We start from the raw sequence: 21773 nt of genomic DNA, 5'->3' as shown, positions 1-21773 counted from the left end.
GGGATAACCTAAACAACATTTTCTTTTTTGATATATATCTTGTGAATAAAAAGTCAAATCCCTAATCCACATCAGGCACAATCTTACAAATATACCCGGTCAATAAATCAAACAAATCCTTTGAACGATTGTTAAACCGAAATTCTAACTCTTTCAGATATAAGGGAAAGCGGTGCGGGGATATACCCTTGTAACGCTTGAAACGCTGACGTGCGAATTGCCAGAATTCACCGCCGGAAATTTCTATGTGCGGGGTGATGTCCGGGTATTTGCGGATGTAATCGAGCGGCAGGGAATCGTCTCCGCAGAGGATCAGGGAATCGTATTTCTGGTAGCGGTCGGTGTGGATGATGGACCCGTGGCGGACCAGCTTGAGGTGGAAGTTGTGGTTGAAGTGGAATACCGATTCCGCAGTGATGTTCTGCATTAAATCGATGAACACCCAGCCGTTTTTTTCCATTATTCCGAATACGGGAATGGTCCCGGTTACTTTCTTGGAAGGTACCCCGGTCAGTTTTTTGTTCTTGAGATGGGTGTGCAGCCCGGTTTCCGGACTGAGCAACTGCTGGGCATCGATTGCCTGTGCTAAGATTGCGAACCTGAGCGCGGTGATGGCCTTGTAGGTGGCGTTGTAGGAAAGTTCCAGATCAAGAGAGATGGCGTGGGCGGTGTGGTCTTCGGCGAACATCTGGATCAGGCGCACCCATTCGCGGGAGGAAAGGCCGCCGTTGTTGATCCAGCGACCGCTGAAATCCTGAAAGGTGTACTTGCAGGAAGAGCAGCGGTAACGCTCGCCGTTTAAGTTGTAGAGCTTGTGCTCCCGGCAGCGGGGGCAGAAGGCTTTGCGGTCACCGAGGGCTTTGTGCAGCAGGAAATTTCTGGCTTCCTCTTCGGAGGAGCTCAGACGCGCCAGCAGTTCATCCCTACTTTCAGAAACAGCATTCATGACTGATCCTTCTATCCGCCTATGGCCGACATCTGTGTTTCGCATACACCTTCACATCCTGATGATCTTTGTTCTAGGAGATGGTACCCCAGCGGTTTGTCCATGGTGGCCTCCGCTATGACCATGCGTACGGCATCGTCATCCATGTCCGGGTTCCTTAAAATTTCACGCAGTCCGTAGGTCTTGTCGGAAAAAAGACAGGTCCGCAGCTGGCCGTCGGAAGTGATGCGCAGCCTGTTGCAGGTGGCGCAGAAATGTGAACTGACCGGGGAAATTAATCCCAGCCTTCCCTTGCCGCCTTCGATGGAGTACATGCGCGCGGGGCCGTGGTTTTCCGGCCTGACCTTTATTTTTTCCAGTGCGGCGTGCTGGCGACCCTGTTCGAGGATATCGTCAGCAGACCAGAATCTGCTGTCGGATTTGGTGTCATCGCCCATGGGCATGAACTCGATGAAACGCATGTCGATGGGATTCTCTTTGGCAAAATCGATGAATGAACCTAGTTCTTTATCATTGATGCCTTTCATGGCCACGGCATTGACCTTGATCTTGATCCCGGCGGAAAGGCAGGCTTCGATGGTTGCCAGTACATCATTTAAATGATCACGTCCGGTCACTTCCTTGAAAGTCTCACGGTCAAGGGTATCCAGCGATATGTTCAGCCTGTTGACCCCGATTTTTTTAAGCTCCGGCACCAGCGGTTCAATGAGTGTTCCGTTGGTGGTGATGCGCAGGTCCAGTTCCGGATGGTTTTTCATGACCGCGGCGATGAAATCCATGAATCCCCGGCGGGCAAAGGGTTCGCCTCCGGTGAGCCGCAGTTTGGTGATGTTCATGGTCGCGGCAATATCCACCAGCCGCAGCATTTCCTCGTAGCGCAGGATGTTCGGGTGGGGGATGAACTGGAAATCCTTGGTCACGCAATACATGCAGCGCAGGTTGCAGCGGTCGGTAACGCTCAGCCGCAGATAGCTGACGGTCCGGCCTATCTTGTCGGTGAGTACCATTTTAGAATCCCCAGACGGACAGGGTGCCCCGGGTGTAGCCTTCTTCTGCTGCTACAAAATCCAGCGGCAATGATTCAAGATCATTAAGGGCCGGAATGGAAACTTTAGCCACTTCACGAAAATCCGTGGTTTTCATGTAGGTCTTGCAGGATTCGCAGACATCAACCCGGTAGCCCGGTGCTTCTTCCACAGTGAAAAATTTGAGGTTTTCCGCGTTGGTGTTGTCGCAGTAGGCACAGGCCATGCGGCGGACCCGGTACTCGGTATGGCAGAAGGAACAGCTGGCGTAGCGGAAGCCCTGCTTGTGGTGCAGGGTGTGCATGAAGGCTACGGAGCCGCAGATGGGACAGTGTCCGTGCTGGTGCGGCGCGGGCTGCTCCAATTCGAAATCAAGTTCACCGTTGTCCGGTCTCTGAGAGGTGTCGGCTTCAAGTTCGGGCAGTTTTTCGGCCAATGCTGCGGCAACTGTCTTAATGGAGGGGGTCAGCGCGGACTGGACGAGAAAACTGAGAGCGCGTGGAGCCTCAGGCATTTTTTCCGCCCAGCCGAGGAAAAATTCATCATCGGTTTCAAGATAGGCTTTGATGGCCTGCTTCAGGTCCAACTCACCGGATTCGATTGCGGCGTTGATTGTTCCGGCTGCATCAGCAAGGGGTCCTTCTTCTTTACTGACCAGCGTGGAAATTTTGCTGATCAGCTCCTTGCACTGTTCAAAATCGTAAGTGAAATTCTCGCGGGCAAGCAGGGGGCGTCCCTGCAGATTCTGGTCTGCGGGGGTAAGTTCGCTGGGGATTTCCGGGGCGGAGTGCTGCTGCGCTTCCAACTGGATTGCTGCTACATTGGAGATCAGATTTACAAGCTCTTCGGGGAGGAAGGGCTTTTCCCGCAGCTCGGATACCTTGGCATCCAGCTGTTCTTTGGCACTGCTGTAATCAAAATTCATTATAAAAAACACTCCTTAAGGGAATCCGGTTGTAGGATTGACCGGATTGGTTTCATTCCTGTTAAAAAAAACATATGCCTTATCGGCACAGGCTGCATAGGAGTGTTAATTAATCACGATTTGGCACAAAGTCTAATCGATTATTTTAATAAGATATTATGGTTGATTTGGCAGAATAAAAATTGAAGGCTTTTATACCGGGCTACAAACCTTTGATCCGGCCCTGATCACTATAGACCCAGAAACTGTCTTTACTGATGTTGCCGATGAGGGTGATGCCGATTTTTCGGGCCAGTTCCACGGAAAAGCTGGTTGCCACGGCAGTGGAGGCCAGTACGGGAACGCCGATGCGCACCGCCTTGAGCAGGATTTCCGAAGCCACCCGCCCGGTGGAAACGATCATTTTGCCGTCTGTGGGTACATCTTCAAGGAAGCACTGGCCTACGATCATGTCGATGGCGTTGTGGCGGCCGATATCTTCACGGAAGTAAAGCATCTCTTCAGGCGTGCACAGGGAGGAATTGTGGCAGCCGCGTGTTTTTGTGTACAGGGTGGAGCGGGAATGCAGCTCATTGGCGTGTTTCAGAATCTGCTTCGGGGTGACAGTGAGTCCGGACTTAATGGTCCGTTTGGAAATGGTGGAGACATTGCGCCCGAAATTGGTGCCCTTGCCGCAGCCGGAAGTGATGGAATATTCCAGCACCCGTCCTTTCCAAGGGTCGTGACTTGTGGTCACATCGGCAATGATGCGGTCCTCGTGTTCGGTCATTTTCAGATCAATGATCTGGTCGCGGGAGGAAATGTAGGCATCGGATTTAAGAAAGCCCACGGCAAGATAATCCGGGTAGCGGGCCGTAGTCAGCAGGGTGACTACTTCGCGTCCGTTCAGATTGATGGTCAGGGGGATTTCAAGGATGCTTCTGATTTCCTTATCCTTGAATTCACCATTCGAATATTCTTGAATTTTATAGCTGAAACTTTCGTTCATCATGCTCCGCCTGATATATTTAAGACAGCATAGGCGCAACGCAGTTTGCGGGCAAGCCCTTCCTTTTTTACGCCTGTTTCAGCACATTTATGGTGCAAAAGCAGGTTAAGAACAAGAGTATAATTGTGCTTGTATTGACATAGAGCTATGTTTCTGATCTACATTTAAGCTGGTCCCGGCTGTATTGGCGTGGCCGTAATCTGCGGATGAACTGATTTTTATAAATTTTAAAACAGAGTTCTTTTTGGAGGAAACATGAAGAAATTTAAAGTATTGCTGCTCGCTCTTGCTCTCGTCTCCCTGCTCGTTGCTCCGGGACTGGTCAAGGCTGAAACCCTGATGATGGCCACCACCACAAGTACAGACAACACCGGTCTGCTGGATGATCTGGCTCCCATGTTCAAAAAGGACACCGGCATTGAACTGAAGTGGACCGCAGTTGGCACCGGTAAAGCTCTCAAAATGGGTCAGAACTGCGACGTGGATGTTCTTATGGTACACGCTCCCGCTGCTGAGAAAAAATATGTTGATATGGGCGCACTTAAAGACCGCCGCGAAGTTATGTACAACGATTTCGTAATCATCGGCCCTGCTTCCGATCCCGCTGGTGTTAAAGGTCTCCCCGTTGTGCAGGCCATGAAAGGTATCGCCGATGCCAAGGCTCCTTTTGTCAGCCGTGGTGACAACTCCGGTACCAACAAAAAAGAAATTTCCCTCTGGAAAGTCGCCGGCATGGCTGTTCCCGATAAAGCAAAATGGTACATCCAGACCGGTCAGGGCATGATCAAAAGTATCACCGTTGCTGAAGAACGTGACGGCTACATCATGACCGACCGCGGTACCTACATCAAGTACACCGCCAACAAGAACGGCAACCCCGAACTGAAAGTTCTGGTGGAAGGCGACAAGACTCTCTTCAACCAGTACAGCGTGCTGGCCGTTGATCCCAAGAACTGCAAAAATGCCAAGTACGAACTGGCTACCAAGTTCTCCGAGTGGATGGCTTCCCCCAAAACCCAGAAAGCTATCGGCAACTTCAAGCTGCTCGGTAAAAAGCTCTTCATCCCCAACGCTAAATAATTAACGCCTTCGGCGACCAGAGAGGGAAAACTTTTCCAAAAGTTTTCCCTCTCTGGACTCTCCCTTTCAAAACGTTTTAATAAGCTTCGCTCTTGTGGTCGGAAAGGCCGTTTGTTATTATTAGTGTTAGAGTAAAAGGGGAGGCTTCATTAATTTATGGATTTTATTTTAAACGGTTTCTGGCAGGCGTTCGTGCTGCTCTTTTCCGCTGACCCGGAAACCTATTCCGCCATTTATACCACGGTCTGCGTGACCACCATTTCCATCAGTGCCACCCTGATTCTCGGTGCGCCGCTGGGGTTTCTGCTCGGCTATCACGAATTTCCCGGCAAAAGGGCAATCCGCCTTATTGCCGATACCCTGCTTTCTTTTCCCACTGTTGTTATCGGGCTGCTGGTTTACGCCATGCTTTCCCGCCGCGGCCCCATGGGCGAAATGGAGCTTCTGTTCAGCATACCCGGAATAGCCGTGGGCCAGACACTGCTCGGCCTGCCCATTGTCATCGCCATGATGGCCACAGCGGTGGAGAATCTCGACCTACGCCTCAAGCAGACCCTGCTGACCCTCGGTGCCTCACACAGCCAGATTTTGCGCACCACCCTCTGGGAGGCCCGTTACAGCCTTATCCTAGCGGCAGCAGCGGCCTACGGGCGTATTGTCTCCGAGATCGGTATTTCCATGATGGTGGGCGGCAATATCAAATGGCACACCCGGACCATCACCACTGCCATTGCCCTTGAAACAGGCAAGGGAGAATTTGCCATGGGTATCGCGCTTGGGCTGGTGCTGATGATGATTGCTTTTGCGGTCAATTATTGCATGTCCGGTGTCCGTAAAAGGGCAGGGCAGTAATGAAGGAATTATACAGACTTAAGCAGGTCCGGCAGCGTTACAACGGACGTCTGGTGCTTACGGTGGATGAATTCTCCGTTAATGAAGGTGACATTGTCGGGCTGGCCGGACATAACGGCAGCGGTAAGAGTACCCTCATGCGCATGCTCGCTTTTCTGGAAAGTCCTGATTCGGGCTCTCTTTTTTATGACGGCAGGGAGATAGAGGAACCGGAACATTCATTGCGCCGCGAAGTGACCATGCTTACTCAGGAGCCGTACCTGCTTAAGCGTTCCGTTGCCGCAAACGTTGCATACGGACTTGAATTGCGCGGGGAAAAGAATGTTCACGACAAGGTTTGCCATTCCCTTTCAAAGGTAGGTCTGGCACCTGATAAATTCATGCACCGTCATTGGTTTGAGCTTTCCGGCGGGGAGGCCCAACGGGTGGCTCTGGCCGCGCGGCTGGTTCTGAACCCAAGGGTGCTGCTCCTTGACGAGCCCACAGCCAGCCTTGATTTTGAATCCACGCAACTTATCCATGACGCCGCTGTTTCCGCCCGTGATGAGCAGGGAACTACGCTTGTCATCGTCAGCCATGACCATCCCTGGCTGGAGGAAGTTGCTGATACTATTTTTTATCTTTCAGCCGGGCGCATGGCCGGTTGATGCACCGTTTTAAGCAGGTCATTTACTGTTTTTACCGGGGAGAATGTGCTGAGCGGCACTTCAACGAAAATAGTGGTCCAGTCAGCCATGGACCCGTTCCAGAGTCCGGGCAGCTCCATTGCCTTGAGTTCCTTTCCGTCCTTTGATTTCACGGATATGAATCCGGAATCCTTGTCTATTCTTTCCAGCAGATTGAAAGGTTTGCCTTCATGGTCACGCAGCCCGCAGATGATATCCACCGGGTTGAAATGTGTTGCCTTACTCATACATTCAGCCTGATCCGGATTATCAAGATCGACCTGGCTTTTTTCTACAATCTGCCTTGATGGTTCTCCGTCCGATCCAAGCACCCAGAAAGGTCCTCCGCCGGGTTCTCCGGTGTTTTCCACCATGCCGCATACTCTGATCGGGCGGTCCAGTTTAGCAAGCAGCCATGTAGCTTTTTGCTCATGTTCCATGGAATTGTAGGAGTCCGGAAGTTCCATGTTCAGACGTCCGGCCATAAAGTTCTCTACTGAATTCAGCCCGGTGGGCTGTTCCTGCTTCAGGCTGCGGATGTGGCCGAATATTTCATTCTGCAATTCCACCAGCAGTCCGCCGAGAATTTGTTTGTACTCGATGGTGTCTCCTTTTAAATGGTCCGGGGCCACATTGTCGATGTTCTTCAGAAATACAATGTCTCCTTCCAGTTCGTTCAGGTTGACCAGCAATGCCCCGTGTCCTGCCGGTCTGAAAAGCAGTCTGTCGTCGCTGGTGCGGAATCCTTCTCCGCTCAGATCAACGGCAATGGTGTTGGTCTGCTTGCGTTGTTCGGAATATGAAATCCGGAAATCCATTTGCGGATACCGTTTGAGTGTCTCAGATACGTGCTTTTCAATTCTTTCCCGGTGGTCCGGCGAGACCGTGAAGTGGACCCGGACGATGTTTTCCCTGTCTCTGGCATATTCAATTGCTTCGGCAATATGTTCTGCAAACGGGGTCCGAGAATGGTCTTCATAGCTGTGGAAGGGGATCAGTCCTTTGGGCAGTGCTCCGTAACTCAAGCCTTGCGGGCTGAGCACATGGTGCAGGATGGTTCTGAAATCGTTGCTTCTGCGGGCTGTCTCCAGATCAATTCCGTGGTCAGCCATAATCTTCTGCAGCTCGGCATAAAAGGCGAATTTATCCAGTGAATCAATGAAAGTGCGGCAAAAGACGACGTTTTCAGTGCTTCCTTTGAGGTCTGAAATTTCATCTTCAGAAGAATTGTAGACCGCCAGCAGGGATTTGAACATGCGGGTCGCGGCCCCTGATGCCGGGACGAATTTGGTTATCCGTCCTTCCTGCACAGCCTGTTTGTACGATTCGAGCAGTCCAGGACGTTCTTCGTCAGCAATGATGGTTATGCCGTCACCGGGAGTGCATGGTTTAAGCAGCGGAGTGCTTGGGAATCCGTCCCGGAATCTTTGAATCTGTTCGATTATCTGTTCTTCAGCAACACCGCTGTCCATAATCTGCTGGATAACTTTTTCAGCTTCTTTGAGTAAGACTTCCAAATTTCCAGTGCTGTTTCGGGTGGTTGATGATTTCATGCGGCTTACCTCTGCTCTGTGGTCGGATATTAAATTTGTTGGTTTATATGGAAATGTATTTTTGCTGGTTTGCTTATAACATTTTGTTGATAGCTGCGCCATAACCGGGAGTACAAAATACTCCTCTATTTCGGATTGCAGATGTTTCAAGTGGATTTAGCCCCTGCAAGATGTTATCTTGGGTCTAATCCCCGAAGCAGCCTAAGTCGCAGGAGGAGCCATGAAAAACACCGTCTTTAAAATCAAGAAGAAAAACGACCGTGAGAGTTTGCTCTCGGATATCAAGGATCATGTTGTTTATTCGCTGAGCAAGGAAGTGAAAGATGCCAGTGAATGGGACGCAGGCAAAGCACTAGCTCTTGCATTGCGTGACAGGCTGGTGGAGCGGATGATTGAAACCCGCGACCGTTACCGCAAGGTGAAGGCCAAGCGCATGTATTACTTCTCCATAGAATACCTGCTGGGACGTTGTCTGGGTAATTCCCTGTGCAATATGGAGCTTCTGGATGTCTGCGAGGATATTTTCAAAGACCTCGGATTTGATCTGGATGAAGTCCGGGCCAGTGAGCGCGATCCGGCCCTCGGTAACGGTGGGCTGGGCAGGCTGGCGGCATGTTTTCTTGATTCTCTGGCAACCCTCGATCTGCCCGGTTGCGGATATGGAATTCACTATGAGTACGGTTTGTTCCGCCAGTCCATTCACAACGGGTATCAGAAGGAGCTGGCCGATTACTGGATGAAAACCGGTATGCCGCTGCAGATTGCCCGTCCCGACCAGTCAGTGATTGTGCCGCTTTACGGCAGGGTTGAGAGTGCGGTTTCCCCCAGCGGTGAATACCTGCCCATGTGGGTGGACTGGGATGACATTATAGGTGTCCCCTACGACGTTCCGGTGGTCGGCTATGGCGGCAACACTGTTAATTATCTGCGTCTGTTTGCCGCCCGTGCTTCTGAAAATTTCGACATGGATATTTTCAACCACGGCGACTATATCCGGGCCGTGCAGCGCAAGGTTGAGTCGGAGATGGTTTCCAAGGTGCTCTATCCCACGGAATCGGTCTCTTTCGGAAAGGAACTCCGGCTGGTGCAGGAATATTTTCTCGTGGCCTGCGGTCTGCGTGATATTACCCGCAGATTCATGGCTCAGAACAAGAATTTTGAAGAATTTGCCGATTACGTAGCCATCCAGCTTAATGACACCCATCCGGCCCTGACCGTGGTGGAGCTGATGCGCTATCTTGTGGATGAACGGCGCATCGAGTGGGAAAAAGCATGGGAAATAACCCGTGCCACCTGTGCCTATACCAACCATACCCTGCTGCCCGAGGCTTTGGAACTTTGGTCTGTTTCTCTGATTGAAAAGGTCCTGCCGCGTCATTTGCAGATCATTTATGAAATCAACAGCCGTTTCCTGAAAAAGGTGAAATCCAGATATCCCGAGAATACTGACAAGCTGCGTCGCATGTCTTTAATCTGTGAGGATGGAAGTAAAAACGTGCGTATGGCAAATCTTGCGGTTATCGGTTCCCATTCGGTGAACGGGGTTTCCGAGCTTCATTCGGAGCTGGTCAAGACCCGGCTGTTTCCTGATTTCCATGAATTGGAACCGGAGAAATTCAACAACAAGACCAACGGGGTCACCCCGCGCCGCTGGCTGCTCAAGGCCAACCCCGCGCTTTCAGGTCTGCTGACCGACTTTCTGGGCAAGGGCTGGATAACAGACCTTGGAGAACTGCGTCGGCTGGAGGGGCTGGTCAACGACAAGGGTTTCCGGGCCCGTTTCATGAAAGCCAAGCGGGCCAATAAAGTCCGGCTGGGTAATTTCATTAAAAAAACGCTGGATATCGATGTTTCCCCGGATTCCATTTTTGATATTCAGTCCAAACGTATCCATGAATACAAACGCCAGCTGCTGAATGTGCTGCATATCATGCATCTTTATCTGGAGCTGGTGGATAATGAGGTGGAGCCCTCCTGTGCGCGGACCTTTATCTTTGCGGGCAAGGCTGCCCCGGGTTATTGGGAAGCCAAGCAGATTATCAAGCTGATCCATTCAGTGGCGGACGTGGTCAACAACGATCCCAGAACTGAAGGACTGATCAAGGTGGCCTTTGTGCCCGATTACCGGGTTTCCCTTGCCGAGAAGATCATCCCGGCCTGTGATGTGAGTGAGCAGATTTCCACTGCCGGAACCGAGGCTTCAGGCACCGGAAATATGAAATTCGCCATGAACGGGGCATTGACCATAGGCACATACGACGGTGCCAACATAGAAATGCTGCAAGAGATCGGTGCGGACAATTTTTATTTGTTCGGCCTTAAGCAGGAAGAGGTCGATAAAAAGCTGCGCAACTCCAGCTACCACCCGCGGGAAATCTACAACCGGAGTCCGGAAATCAGGCAGGTTCTCACCGCCCTGCAAAAGAACAGGTTTTCACCCAATGAACCGGATTTATTCCGCTGGGTCGTGGATAAGCTGCTTTCCGATAACGAGCAGTATATGCATCTGGCTGATTTTAAATCGTACATTGCCGCCCAGAAGCGGATCGATAAGGATTACGCGGACAGAGAGCTATGGGCCGGAAAGGCGATACTGAATACCGCGCGCATGGGTAAATTCTCAACAGACAGGACCATGCGTGAATATGCGGAAGATATATGGAATATAAAATCTGTGAAGGGCTGATTTTATTAAGGTAAAACCGCAGGGATTGTCTAAACGATCCCTGCGGTTTTTTTATTTGGTAGGCTTAACTTTTTTCAAGCGTACGGCTGTTCCGTAGCAGGAGTAAAATTTGTCGCCTTCAGGGTGGAAGGAGACTGATTCCCGGTAGCCGACGATGGCATCGGCGTTGGCGTCGATGGCCTGTGCGATGAGACCGTAGAATGCGTTGTCGAAATTGTAGCTTCTGCAGACAATGAGACCGAATGTTCCCAGAACTTCCCGGTTGGGGACTTCTTCAGTGGTCACAATTTTTACCTTGCCGCCTAGATACATGGTGCGGGCCATATCAAGACGCTGGTCTTTTTTGGCGTCCTCAATGGTCCTGCTTGGTTTGCGGTTGGGGCTTCCGAACATTAATGCCATATTTGAAATCCTTTTTTACAGTCAGAATTGATTGATGATTTCTGCCTCAAATATGATTTAATTTCAACTGAATCAATCGTAATCCTTTTCCAGCATTGAAATTTCCTTAAAGAGCAGTTCCAGTTTCTTAGAGGTATTTTCAAGGGCTTCCTGTGCATCTTTCAAGAGATCCGATTTGCATGCTTTCTCCAGATCCAGTGTTGCCATGGCCAGTTCCTGTGCGGAAATGTTCGCTGCTGAGCCTTTCAGGGTGTGCGCTTTGTCCCCGGCTTCCTTAAGCTGGTTATTGCGGAGCAGGGTCTGCATTTCCTCGCTGAAATTCGAATTGTATTCTTTGAAGTTGCGCAAAATACTGACCAGAATTCCCATGTCTCCGCCGATGCGTTCCAGCACTTCCTCCATGTTTATTTCCCGGCATTCCATGGATTCTGGAGCTTCCTGTGCTGAAATCGAAGTCGAGGCAGGGGGGACGGGAGCTTTTTCTTTTATTGTTTGGTTTTCAGGCAGGTGGCTGCGGATAGTGGCGATCATCAGCTCTTTATCAATGGGTTTGGGTATGTAATCATCCATACCTGATTCAAGGCAGCGTTCCTTGTCGCCGCGCATGGCGTGGGCGGTCATGGCTATTATGGGCAGTTCGGTAAGGCCGAGTTCATTGCGGATTATGTCTGTTGCCTCATAACCGTCCATTTCCGGCATCTGAATATCCATGAGGACTATGTCGTAGCTCGCTTCCTGTACCATTTTTACGGCTTCCTTGCCGTTGGATGCGGCATCGATTTCTATGCCGGTGGGCAGCAGGATCTGCTCGGCCACCTGCTGGTTGATGGGATTGTCTTCCACCAGCAGCAGATTGTAGTTCCGGAATTCGTTTTCAACCGGTTTGGATGGTTCGTATGAATATTCTTTGGGCACTTCGTACCCAAGAGTTTCCAGAATGGAATTGAAAAGAGTGTTCTGTTTCAGGGGCTTGCTTATCATCCTGTTGATTTGCGCGTTCTGGGCTCTTTCAAGGGCGGTATTCATCTCCGTTGCGGTGATCATCAGGATGGGCAGTTCATCTTTGTTGTACTTTTTGCGCAGCTGCGAACTTGCCTCGTCACCATTCATGCCGGGCAGTTTAAGGTCGATGATAAGCAGTTTGAAGGGGGCGGATTTTTCCTCTTCAATGAGTTGCAAAGCTTTTTCCGCATCCGGCACACTGGTCGGCTGAAAACCGAATTGTTTGAGATAGCGCACCAGCACACTGCGCACAGCGAAGTTGTCATCCGCAACCAGCACAGGAGCATTCTGAAGTTCCGGGGGCAGCTTGAATTCTGCAGGGGACGGTTCTGCGGCAATATCGGAAGTTATAGTGAAGAAAAAGGTACTTCCTTCCTCCGATTTACTGCGGAACCAGATATTTCCGCCCATGAGGTCTACAATGCGTTTCGAGATGGAAAGGCCCAGTCCCGTGCCGCCGTATTTGCGGGTGGTGGAGCCGTCTGCCTGCTTGAAGGCTTCAAAAAGATGTGGCTGTACCTCTTCGGGGATACCTATTCCGCTGTCTTTGACGGCGAAAACAATTTCAGCCTTGTGGGCACTTATTTTATCAGCGGAAACAGTGATTACGATTTCGCCCTGACTGGTGAATTTAAAGGCGTTGGCGGTGATATTGATCAGAACCTGCCGCAGTCGCAGGGGGTCACCGATGATTCTTTGCGGCACTCCGGGCCTGATGTCGATTACCAGTTCGGTCTGCGAAGCCACCATCTGTTCCACAAAAAGGTCGCTGATGTCATGGATGAGCTGGTGCAGGTTGAAGTTGACTTCCTCCAGACTGAGTTTGCCGGCTTCGATTTTTGAGAAATCAAGAATGTCGTTGATCAGCCGCAGCAGTACTTTCCCGGAACTGATGATAATTTTAAGAAATTCCCGTTGTTTGGCGGAAAGACGGGTTTCCATGGTCAGGTCGGCCATGCCGATGATGGCGTTCATGGGGGTGCGGATTTCATGACTCACATTGGCCATGAACTCACTTTTTGATTTTGATGCTGCCTCGGCATCGTCTTTAGCGACTTCCAGTTCCCGGTTGATTATCTTCAGTTCGCGATAGCTGTTTTCAAGGTTTTTGTTACTCTGATGAATTTTTTCCTGCAGCTGACCACTGTACTGTTTGAGTTTCAGGTCCTGTTCTTCAATCTGTTGCAGCATGTTGTTGAAGTTTTCAACAAGGCTTTTCATCTCCCCTTTACATTCTATCTGCACCCGGGAGCTGTAGTTTTTATCCAGTGAAATCTGGCGCGCGGTCTGGCTGAGTTTTGCAATGGGCGAGATCAGAATCCGGCGCATGGTCACGAAAAGGGCCAGATTGATAAGAACTACCAGCATCATAGTCCGCAGCAGCGAATTGAGCAGCGACTGATACAATTCATCATCTATAAATTTGGGGGAAAGGAATATTTCCACGGCCCCGATGGGCTGGTTCATGATGGATATTTCAGCCTTGCGCTTAACGAATTTACCGATGGGCCAACTCTTGAAACTAACTATGTGCCATTCTTCATTACGTATTTTTCCGGCAAAAACGTTGTTGCCATTATCTTCAGTTACCAGAATGGCCTTGATGCGTTTATCATTCATCTCAGAAAGCAGGATACGGTTGATGGCCGCCTGATCAACATTCCAGAGCGGGGTAATCAGGGATTCGGAAAGCCTCTCAACCAGTCCGTCCGCCTTCTGGTTAAGCTCTTTAAGCATATTGTTGCGCATGGAGCTGTAGTCGTAAGCTCCTGAAACAACAAATGAAATTAGCGAGATTACTACGATGAGTATCCCGATTCTGGTTTGAACTTTATCTATTTTTAACAATTTCAATCCGTTGGCTGACTGGTTGTGCTAAGTTTTTTGATCCTGCTCATAGATATAGACAACTGTTTAGCATTCCAGCATATTCAGTGCAAGGTAAACAGGTTAAACTGGTGGAAATTATTTGAATGCGACCGATGGACAAGCAGCGGTTCAAACGTTAGGTAGTCTGCATTCCAAAGATTAAGGACGGATATGAATCAATGAAAATAGCCCTGTTGCAGCTCAACCTGACAGTTGGCGACCTTGAAGGAAATGTTGAACTCATTCTGGGCGGAGTGCAGAAGGCCGCAGAGCGCGGTGCAAGAATCTGTATTACCTCCGAGCTGGCCCTGACCGGTTATCCGCCGCGGGACCTGTTGCTCAATGCGGATTTTGTCTCCCGCTGCCGCGAAGCAGTTTCTAAAATTTCCCGGCGTATGCCTGAAGGTGTGGCTCTGCTGGCCGGCGGAGTTGATCTCAATCATGAAGGAATCGGTAATCCCCTGCGCAACGCAGCATGGCTGATCGAACACGGGGCCGTGCCCAAGGTTTTTTATAAATGGCTGTTGCCCACCTATGATGTTTTTGACGAGCAGCGGTATTTTGAGCCTGCGGAAAATATAAATTTCTTTGAGTTCGACGGCATCAAGGTCGGGGTGACCATCTGTGAAGATGTCTGGAATGACCGCGAGAACCGTAACGGACGTCGCTACGGCAGCAATCCCATTCCGCAGATCATGGAAATGAATCCGGATGTGCTGGTCAACCTTTCCGCTTCCCCGTTCAGTATCGGCAAGCAGCGGGTTCGCGAAAAACTGCTTGGCGATATTGCGGCCAAGTACCGGGTTCCGGTATTTTATGCCAACCAGATCGGCGGAAACGATGATCTGGTCTTCGACGGCCGCAGCTGTGCTTTCTCCGCTGACGGAGTTCTTGCCGCGCGCGGGCATGGGTTCAAGGAAGATGTGGTCATTGTTGAATCGGACGGTTCGCACGGGCGCATTGAGGAAGATGATTTTTGCGAGGAACCCGAAGCATGGCAGGCCATGGTGCTCGGTCTGCGCGACTATCTGGGCAAGACCGGGTTCAGCAAGGTTGTGCTGGGGCTTTCCGGGGGCATTGATTCGGCCCTGACCGCAGCTGTCGCAGCCGAGGCCCTCGGGCCGGAGAATGTGACCGGGGTGCTGATGCCGTCTCCCTACTCCAGCAAAGGCAGCGTGGATGACTCCCTTGATCTGGTCAAAAATATAGGTATCAACTGCACCACCATTCCTATCGAAAAGCTTATGGGCCAGTTCGAGGAAGCCCTTGCCCCGACTTTTGCCGGGCTGCCCGCCAACGTGACAGAGGAGAATATCCAGTCCCGTATCCGCGGCAACCTTGTTATGGCTATTTCAAACAAGATGGGCGCGTTGCTGGTTACCACCGGCAACAAAAGTGAACTTGCTGTGGGCTACTGCACTATTTACGGGGATATGGCCGGTGGATTGGCCGTTATTTCCGATCTTTACAAGACCCTTGTTTTCCGGGTCTGCCGCTGGCTCAATGAGCAGGGACGCGGTGAGGTTATTCCGGTGCCGATCATTGAAAAACCGCCGTCCGCGGAACTTCGTCCGGACCAGAAGGATGAGGATTCCCTGCCGCCTTACGATGTGCTGGACCGGATTATTGAACTCCGTGTTGAAGGGCACCGGGCGGAGAGTGAGATTATTGCCGAGACCGGATTCGATCCTGAAACCGTGCAGCATGTGCTGCGCTTGATCAGGATTTCTGAATTTAAACGCAAGCAGGCCGCACCGGGGCTGAAGATTACTTCAAGGGCCTTCGGTACCGGATGGCGCATGCCTATCGCCTGCAGGTTTACGGGATAGTCTAAGTTATTGATAATTATCAGAATTGGCCCATCAGGTATGTACGTACTTGATGGGCTTTTTCTTACTCTTCGGTGACGTCTTCCATCAGTTCGGCGCAGATCTGCAGCCATTCGGGAAGTTTGGGGCCAAAATCGTTCTGTTCCAGCCAGTCGGCAGCAAGCAGGTGCGGGGCGTAATCAGAGTTTTTTACCCGCAGTTCATGGTCAAAGGAATTGGCCACGTGGACGGCCACGGCAGGACTCAGGTCCGTACTGCCCAGCCTTTGCGGTTCATGGTGGCAGTAGATGGCCTCAATAACATCTTCATCGAATCCCCAGATAGCCAGCAGGTATGCCCCCACTTCGGCGTGGGTAAATCCGAGAATGTCTTTTTCTGCTTCCTGAATGGGAATGTTGGCATCGCGGACGATGCTTAAAATGGTGGAATATTCATCAGTATACGATGTGGCGAGCACCAGCTTGCCAATGTCGTGCATGAATCCGGCAAGGAAGGTGTGTTCGGCCAGTTCGTTACTGCCGCCTTCGGCCTTGACGATGGCCCGGGCCATAAGGGCCGTGTACTGGCAGTGTCTTCCCAGTTCGGCAATGGAAAAATCAATATTGACTTCCTTGGTCGAGTTGAAAAGATGGATTCCGAGGACCAGTCCCTTGAGATTGTCCAGTCCCAGCAGGGTGGCGGCCTGTTCAGGCTTGGTCACTTTGGAGTAGAGTCCGAAAAAGGGGGAGTTTACCAGCTTGAGCAGTCCGGCGGTCATGCCCATGTCTTCACCGATCAGCTTACCGATGTCGCTGATCACCACATCTTCTTTTCTCAGTTCTTTTTCCAGAGTCAGATACAGGTCCGGCAGGCTGGGCAGGTCTTCGATGGACGCAACCCCCTTGGCCGCACGCTCATTGAGGAATATGTTTTTAAGGCGCAGGCTTTTTTTGATTTTTGAGACCAGTTCGGTGCCGACATACGGTTTTGTAACGAACTGGTGCGCATAATTCATGAACTCCAGACAATTTTCTGAATTAATCGTCTCTGAGATAATAAAGCGTATGCTGCCGGGTTGTCTGCTTTTTATTTCTTCCAGCAGTTCATAGTCCTTAAATCCTTCAACGCAGAAATCGGAAGCGATAACATCAAAGGGATAGGTGCGCAGCAGGTCCATAGCCTCTTCGGCTGTGGAGGCAAATTGAATCGCCCACCTTTTTTTCATGGCGGTGAGCTCGTTATCAAGGGATTCAAGCTGGGATTTGTCTGCGTCAATAAAGAGAATGTTCTTTGAACGGCCCATAATCATCTCCGGGAATGTGAAATGTATTTAATATCTTATCGGTTGAATTTGCGGTTTATGGATTCACGATAGCATGGTCTGCTGCTTTTGAAAAATAAAAAACCCCGTTTCGCGTAGAACGGAACGGGGTTTTGCAGTTTTGTGACAGTAGCTTGGATTATTTCTTGATCAGCAGGTAGGGGCGGTCGGAAATGAACTGTTCATTGACCACAGTCAGCCCTTCGGGACGGTTTTCCCAACGGTCGTAATATTTTTTCTGCATGACCAGAATTACGTCATCCTGTTCCGCAAGGACCTTTTCGATTTCAGCAAAGTCGCTGGTCTCGTGAATATTGGTCCCGGCGTAGTAGGTGAAGATACCGGAATAGATCTTGTGGGCCAGCGGATAACTGCCTTCGGCCACGTATTTTTGCATCATTTCCCCGGTCTGGCGGGGACTCATGAGCGGGTCGAGTGAAGGCAGGGTCTGCAGGGCCAGCGGCTGCAGCCAGATGACCATGGCCGCAGTCATGACCAGCAGGCCTTTGTATGCTCCGCATTCCTTGACCTTGAGCAGGGCCAGTCCGGCCAGTCCCATGATCAGGACAGTGAAGGAAAGGCCGTTCAGGGTGACATCAAAGGGAATTAGTATTTCGGCAAAAGGCGCGGCAACAGCGAGGAGCAGGTAGAATCCGGCTATGGCGGTCCAGAGACGTTTGGAATCAAGAGCCGGCTCCTGTCCGTCTTCTCCAAGCAGTCCGCGGGCAGTGAGCATGGCCAGAGGCGCGAAAAGGGGCAGGATGTAAATCAGCACCTTGATGCTCAAGCAGGTCAGCAGAATAAATCCGCTGATGAACATGATCCAGGCCCAGTCGCGGCCCGCATTGAGGGTGTTTTTGCGTTCGGCAGCAACTGCAACCCAGTGCTCAATGCTGAAGATTTTTTTAACCGGTGCGGCGAAGATTGCCAGAGTCCACGGCAGCCATGCCAGCGGGAAGGCGATCAGGTAGTACTGAAAAGGCTCTTCGTGGTGGAAGGAGCTTACCGCGCGCTGGTAAATCTGCTTGTAGAAGATGTTGTGGATGAAAGCGGTTCCGTCCACGATGATCGCACCCACCACCCAGGCCAGCAGGATCGCCAGCAGGATGCCCAGACCTTTGAGCAGGCTCTTATCGCGCAGGAGTTTGAGTTGTCCTTTCCAGATCAGGAAACAGGCTGCGGTGAGCAGGGGGAAGATCAAGCCCAGCGGGCCCTTGGTCAGGGTGGCGATACCCATGAACCCGAAGGCCCAGAGGAAATATTTCCCGGATTCGCGGTTCTGGAAGCCCTTGAACAGACAGATGTTGGCCCAGAGGATGAAACCGCCGAAGAGCAGGTCCATGCGTGAATAATGGGCTATGCCGATGAAAAAGACATTGCTCAAGAGCACCAGTCCGGTGGCAAGGGAAGTCTTGCGGCCGCAGCCCAGCGTACGGGCAAAGCTGACAGTGGAAAACAGGAAGAATCCCGCAGAAAGGGCCGAGCCGAGGAAGAACACGCTGATTCCGTCCGCCGGGGTAACGGCATCGATGAGGGACAGGAACCAGAAATATACCGGAGGTTTGTCCGGGTAGGCCACGCCGTTGAGGTACATGACCAGCCAGTGTCCGGCGTCTTTCATCTGGGTGTAGACATCTGCGTAGCGGACTTCATCGGAAAACCACAGGGAACGGTAGTCCATGGTGAAGATGGACTGCAGAAAGAGAATGAACAGGACACTTAGCCATGGATTGGTTTCCATGATGTCCCAGAGAAAAGGTCTTTTTTCGTAGCGCATTGGCTAGTCCTCTTTGGAAAAAAGGTGAATGGCGAATCCGGCCACTGATCCAAGCATCCATCCGCAGAGAACATCACTGGGATGGTGCCAGTTAAGGTAGATGCGGCTGAAGGCCACGGCTGCGGCAAAGATGCCCAGCCCCAAGGTCAGCAGCAGGTTCCGGTAACGCAGGATAAGGGGCAGGCTGGCCCCGTAAATTTCGCATGTATGGCCCGAAGGCATGGAGTGGTAAACTCCCTTGGTGGAAAAAGGCTCGAAAAACGGTCCTTCGCCCGGACGTGGTTTGCCTATGGCAATCTTAAGGAAACGCACGGTGATCAGGCTGACCGCCAGCTGCACACCAAGAAAAACAAGGGCAAAGCGCAGTTTTGATTTATCGGTCTTGCGCTGCCTGATGCCTGTGATCAGGAACCAGAGATAAATGGGGTAAAAACAGGCGTTACCCCAGTTGGTCACGATTTTGGCAAAAGATTCCAGGTCCGGGTGGGCCTGCGCATGGGCCTTGAAAAAAGCCAGTACCTCAATTTCGTTGCTGAAATTAAAATACAGGCAGGCAAAAATGAGCAGCAGGGGCAGGGAACCCAGAAAATAGTGGCAGAGGGTCAGGTTTCTGTGAATAAAGGAATTCAATTACCTACTCCCCGCCGTCCGTGGACTCCTCTTTGGGAGGTCTGTCGTCCGGGTGTTTATCCGTGGTGAATTTATACCAGGTCTCCTTGTCCGTATTCAGTTCTTCAAGCACCTCGGAAAGCTTTTTACCTTCTTTTTTCCAGTACTTGTATTCGTGGTCCGGGCAGGAAAACGGGATAACCAGTGTGCCGTCTTCCAAGAGATAGGGCATGTCTTGCTTATTATCACTCATGGGCACGGTTTACACGTTGACGGGAGAGGATTCAAGGGAATGTTTTCGTCCCTGACCGGATTGTAATAATTAACGCGAAACTCCCCCGCAGCGGGCAGGTGCTGCGGGGGAGTTTCTTATGATGATGAATATCCTTTTACTGGACGTTGTTCTCTGAATTTTTCGGTTGATCCTTTCAGGCCGCCTTGCGGTTTACATTTACGCAGATGGACCGGTCCATGTGGCGGACTTTGGTCAGAATCTTTTTGACGATCTTTTTATAGCGGGGCAGGTCCTTAGGAGCGTAGCTTGACTTAGCTCTTGCCAGCCCGGCCATGTCGAGGATTTCGTTGTACAGGTAGGGCATATAGAGCAGGTCCTGCCTGATGAAGAAGTATACTTCGTGCAGGGCTTTGTGGATTTCCTGCTGATTTTTGCCGTGCTTGCGGAAAAGCTTTTCCAGCCTCTTGGTCACGTGGTTCAGCGATGAAGTCCACTTGGGGCTGCGCGGTTCAAATGAAGGCATGGGTCTCGGGGTGGAGGTCATGTTCATGGCTGTTTTGAAATAATCCATGCTTCCGGTGACGGCTGAGAGCAGCCCTTCCATATTTACTTCCTGCATATCCACATTGCGGGTGCCTTTGATGACGGCACAGCCGCCGTAAAGGTTGAATACCGGGGCGCGCAGTTTTTTGATGTCATCTTCCATTTCATGCTTTGAAGTCATGTACTGGACTGTGGAGGTCAGTTTTTCGCCATCGGCATTTACTGTTTCCACCAGCATGGCCGGATTGTATGCGTTATGCTTAACCGCTCTGGCATTCTGGTGACCGGGGGCGTGGGAAGAGTTGCCTTTCCATGCAAAGTCCTGACCCACCATCATGATGTGGTTGAAGCCGCACCAGTCAAGGAATCTTGCCAGCGTGATACTGACGTTACTACCTGCGTCAAAAATTTCTTCGTGGTGGCCGAGTACGAATGTTCCGATTCCGCCGACGGTCCACATGGGGATGGTCGGGCCGGGGTATTCGGCCAGTACTTTATGATCCAGCTTGGTGGAGTAGATGAGCGGGATATCCTTGGCCCATTCTTTATCAAGCTGTTCGTAGACTCTGCTCATGGATGCGTTGTAGTCAATACCGACGCAGAAATGGGGTTTGATTCCGGTTTTCTGCACTGCGGGCAACCCCTGCAGGGAAGTGGCGTAAATTGCCTGACCGGGATTTGCCGCCAGTTCAGGTCCGAACCGGGCCAGCGAAGGGCCTGCACCGAGGATTACCGCGCCCATACCACGTCCGGCTCCCTTGAGTGGGGAGATGGATCCATCTTTAAGTATACGTGAGAAATTATCCAGTTCGTTGCCGACCATGACGTCCTGCTTGAGGCGCAGGGTGGTCATTTCAACGGTGAAAGATTCCAGTTTGGCTTTGACTGTGGAAGACCACTGTGAGTATTCCGGACCAAGTTGCTGACTGGCCATATCGAGCCGCAGATAAATTTTACCGTATACGAATTGAAGGTCGAGTTCTTTAATGATAAGCATCAGGCTGTGTTCATCGGCTGGACAGAAATGGAGCTTTCCGGCCTCCATGAAAGGACGGTAGTCGGTCTGTCCCAGACAGGCGAGCAGCATTTCCGGATTGGGGTCGGTAACGATAACCTTGTGGGTGTCCGGTGTGCTCATCAGTACTTGATTGAGACCGTAGCCCACGTTGCAGCCCACTATGATGGTGGCACTGGTTTCGGGCTTTTCGTTCGCCACCCAGCCTTTGTAGATGGCATTGGGCGGGACGGTTTCAAACATTCCGTTGCCGTCTTCCATTTTCCAGTCGAGAATGTCCCACTTGTTTTTGAAGAGTGACTGCGTCAGTTTCTCTTCGTCAATATCCTGACCGCTGAGCCAGGCATAAAAGGGCGGGTTGTATGTTTCAAGAGCTTCGATGTTGTCTTTAAGAAAAGGATAGGCTGACATTTGTTCCGTCCTTGGCAGACTGTTTTTATTAGCTGTAGCTGTGCCGGGTTCATTCCTTGCC

General features: G+C 51.1%; 17 protein-coding genes. 5 read left to right on the top strand and 12 right to left on the bottom strand.

The features are described from left to right. Positions 1-61: 61 nt before the first annotated feature. The 4 genes from FMR86_RS02825 to fdhD form a co-directional block, all read right to left on the bottom strand. Positions 62-991, bottom strand: coding sequence for an IS1595 family transposase (locus tag FMR86_RS02825; protein WP_239057123.1), 930 nt, complete (start codon positions 989-991; stop codon positions 62-64). Then, entirely contained in the window at positions 958-1953 is a 996-nt protein-coding gene (gene moaA / locus FMR86_RS02820; RefSeq protein ID WP_163349564.1) for a GTP 3',8-cyclase MoaA, read from the bottom strand. Before moaA ends, FMR86_RS02825 begins: the two co-directional genes overlap by 34 nt. 1 nt (position 1954) lies before the next feature. Further along, positions 1955-2896 (bottom strand): formate dehydrogenase accessory protein FdhE, encoded by a 942-nt coding sequence (locus FMR86_RS02815; protein WP_163349563.1) that lies wholly within the window; start codon positions 2894-2896, stop codon positions 1955-1957. Between the two features lie 202 nt (positions 2897-3098). Next, on the bottom strand, positions 3099-3887 hold the full coding sequence (gene fdhD, locus FMR86_RS02810) for a formate dehydrogenase accessory sulfurtransferase FdhD (RefSeq protein ID WP_203544761.1): 789 nt from the start codon (positions 3885-3887) through the stop codon (positions 3099-3101). Between the two features lie 252 nt (positions 3888-4139). On the opposite strand from fdhD, the gene FMR86_RS02805 reads away from it, so the two are divergent. From FMR86_RS02805 to FMR86_RS02795, 3 genes are all read left to right on the top strand, one after another. Continuing rightward, positions 4140-4964, top strand: coding sequence for a substrate-binding domain-containing protein (locus FMR86_RS02805; protein ID WP_163349562.1), 825 nt, complete (start codon positions 4140-4142; stop codon positions 4962-4964). A 156-nt stretch (positions 4965-5120) separates the two neighbouring features. Beyond that, positions 5121-5816 (top strand): ABC transporter permease, encoded by a 696-nt coding sequence (locus tag FMR86_RS02800; RefSeq protein ID WP_163349561.1) that lies wholly within the window; start codon positions 5121-5123, stop codon positions 5814-5816. Further along, positions 5816-6463, top strand: coding sequence for an ATP-binding cassette domain-containing protein (locus FMR86_RS02795; RefSeq protein WP_163349560.1), 648 nt, complete (start codon positions 5816-5818; stop codon positions 6461-6463). Before FMR86_RS02800 ends, FMR86_RS02795 begins: the two co-directional genes overlap by 1 nt. Here the strand turns inward: FMR86_RS02795 and FMR86_RS02790 are convergent. Then, a complete protein-coding gene (locus FMR86_RS02790) occupies positions 6433-8034 on the bottom strand; it encodes a DUF4301 family protein (protein ID WP_163349559.1) in 1602 nt (533 codons plus the stop codon). The genes FMR86_RS02795 and FMR86_RS02790 overlap by 31 nt on opposite strands. Before the next feature lie 220 nt (positions 8035-8254). Here FMR86_RS02790 and FMR86_RS02785 point away from each other — a divergent pair, with 220 nt between their 5' ends. Then, positions 8255-10720: a glycogen/starch/alpha-glucan phosphorylase gene (locus FMR86_RS02785; RefSeq protein ID WP_163349558.1), complete on the top strand. Its 2466-nt coding sequence runs from the start codon at positions 8255-8257 to the stop codon at positions 10718-10720. Positions 10721-10771: 51 nt separating this feature from the next. On the opposite strand, the gene FMR86_RS02780 is transcribed toward FMR86_RS02785, so the two are convergent. Both FMR86_RS02780 and FMR86_RS02775 read right to left on the bottom strand, forming a co-directional pair. Further along, positions 10772-11122, bottom strand: a complete 351-nt coding sequence (locus FMR86_RS02780; protein ID WP_163349557.1) for a hypothetical protein — start codon at positions 11120-11122, stop codon at positions 10772-10774. Positions 11123-11194: 72 nt separating this feature from the next. Beyond that, on the bottom strand, positions 11195-13972 hold the full coding sequence (locus tag FMR86_RS02775) for a hybrid sensor histidine kinase/response regulator (RefSeq protein ID WP_163349556.1): 2778 nt from the start codon (positions 13970-13972) through the stop codon (positions 11195-11197). Positions 13973-14172: 200 nt separating this feature from the next. On the opposite strand from FMR86_RS02775, the gene FMR86_RS02770 reads away from it, so the two are divergent. Then, entirely contained in the window at positions 14173-15822 is a 1650-nt protein-coding gene (locus FMR86_RS02770) for an NAD+ synthase (protein ID WP_163349555.1), read from the top strand. A gap of 64 nt (positions 15823-15886) precedes the next feature. Here FMR86_RS02770 and FMR86_RS02765 read toward each other — a convergent pair whose 3' ends face one another. The 5 genes from FMR86_RS02765 to FMR86_RS02745 all read right to left on the bottom strand — a co-directional run bounded on the left by FMR86_RS02765 (position 15887) and on the right by FMR86_RS02745 (position 21712). After that, positions 15887-17104 carry a response regulator gene (locus FMR86_RS02765; protein WP_163349554.1) on the bottom strand — a complete coding sequence of 406 codons (1218 nt, stop codon included), beginning with the start codon at positions 17102-17104 and terminating at the stop codon, positions 15887-15889. A gap of 157 nt (positions 17105-17261) precedes the next feature. Next, positions 17262-18899 carry a glycosyl transferase gene (locus FMR86_RS02760; protein WP_163349553.1) on the bottom strand — a complete coding sequence of 546 codons (1638 nt, stop codon included), beginning with the start codon at positions 18897-18899 and terminating at the stop codon, positions 17262-17264. Positions 18900-18902: 3 nt separating this feature from the next. Beyond that, complete coding sequence (locus tag FMR86_RS02755) at positions 18903-19529, bottom strand: phosphatase PAP2 family protein (protein WP_163349552.1); 627 nt, start codon at positions 19527-19529, stop codon at positions 18903-18905. Between the two features lie 4 nt (positions 19530-19533). Then, entirely contained in the window at positions 19534-19761 is a 228-nt protein-coding gene (locus tag FMR86_RS02750) for a hypothetical protein (protein ID WP_163349551.1), read from the bottom strand. A gap of 175 nt (positions 19762-19936) precedes the next feature. Continuing rightward, on the bottom strand, positions 19937-21712 hold the full coding sequence (locus FMR86_RS02745; protein ID WP_163349550.1) for a 6-hydroxymethylpterin diphosphokinase MptE-like protein: 1776 nt from the start codon (positions 21710-21712) through the stop codon (positions 19937-19939). Positions 21713-21773: the final 61 nt, after the last annotated feature.

The sequence above is a fragment of the Desulfovibrio sp. JC010 genome (assembly GCF_010470675.1).
Classification (GTDB): Bacteria; Desulfobacterota; Desulfovibrionia; order Desulfovibrionales; family Desulfovibrionaceae; genus Maridesulfovibrio.
Note: the sequence above shows the minus strand (reverse complement) of the source record. Positions and strands in the feature narration are given on the sequence as shown.

Bases quoted from the DNA above. Each gene is read 5' to 3' on its own strand.
- FMR86_RS02745 (WP_163349550.1), bottom strand. From the start codon at position 21,712: ATGTCAGCCTATCCTTTTCTTAAAGACAACATCGAAGCTCTTGAAACA.
- FMR86_RS02815 (WP_163349563.1), bottom strand. From the start codon at position 2,896: ATGAATTTTGATTACAGCAGTGCCAAAGAACAGCTGGATGCCAAGGTA.
- FMR86_RS02770 (WP_163349555.1), top strand. From the start codon at position 14,173: ATGAAAATAGCCCTGTTGCAGCTCAACCTGACAGTTGGCGACCTTGAA.
- FMR86_RS02760 (WP_163349553.1), bottom strand. From the start codon at position 18,899: ATGCGCTACGAAAAAAGACCTTTTCTCTGGGACATCATGGAAACCAAT.
- fdhD (WP_203544761.1), bottom strand. From the start codon at position 3,887: ATGATGAACGAAAGTTTCAGCTATAAAATTCAAGAATATTCGAATGGT.
- FMR86_RS02785 (WP_163349558.1), top strand. From the start codon at position 8,255: ATGAAAAACACCGTCTTTAAAATCAAGAAGAAAAACGACCGTGAGAGT.
- FMR86_RS02805 (WP_163349562.1), top strand. From the start codon at position 4,140: ATGAAGAAATTTAAAGTATTGCTGCTCGCTCTTGCTCTCGTCTCCCTG.
- FMR86_RS02800 (WP_163349561.1), top strand. From the start codon at position 5,121: ATGGATTTTATTTTAAACGGTTTCTGGCAGGCGTTCGTGCTGCTCTTT.
- FMR86_RS02765 (WP_163349554.1), bottom strand. From the start codon at position 17,104: ATGGGCCGTTCAAAGAACATTCTCTTTATTGACGCAGACAAATCCCAG.
- FMR86_RS02825 (WP_239057123.1), bottom strand. From the start codon at position 991: ATGCGAAACACAGATGTCGGCCATAGGCGGATAGAAGGATCAGTCATG.
- FMR86_RS02750 (WP_163349551.1), bottom strand. From the start codon at position 19,761: ATGAGTGATAATAAGCAAGACATGCCCTATCTCTTGGAAGACGGCACA.
- FMR86_RS02795 (WP_163349560.1), top strand. From the start codon at position 5,816: ATGAAGGAATTATACAGACTTAAGCAGGTCCGGCAGCGTTACAACGGA.
- FMR86_RS02780 (WP_163349557.1), bottom strand. From the start codon at position 11,122: ATGGCATTAATGTTCGGAAGCCCCAACCGCAAACCAAGCAGGACCATT.
- moaA (WP_163349564.1), bottom strand. From the start codon at position 1,953: ATGGTACTCACCGACAAGATAGGCCGGACCGTCAGCTATCTGCGGCTG.
- FMR86_RS02790 (WP_163349559.1), bottom strand. From the start codon at position 8,034: ATGAAATCATCAACCACCCGAAACAGCACTGGAAATTTGGAAGTCTTA.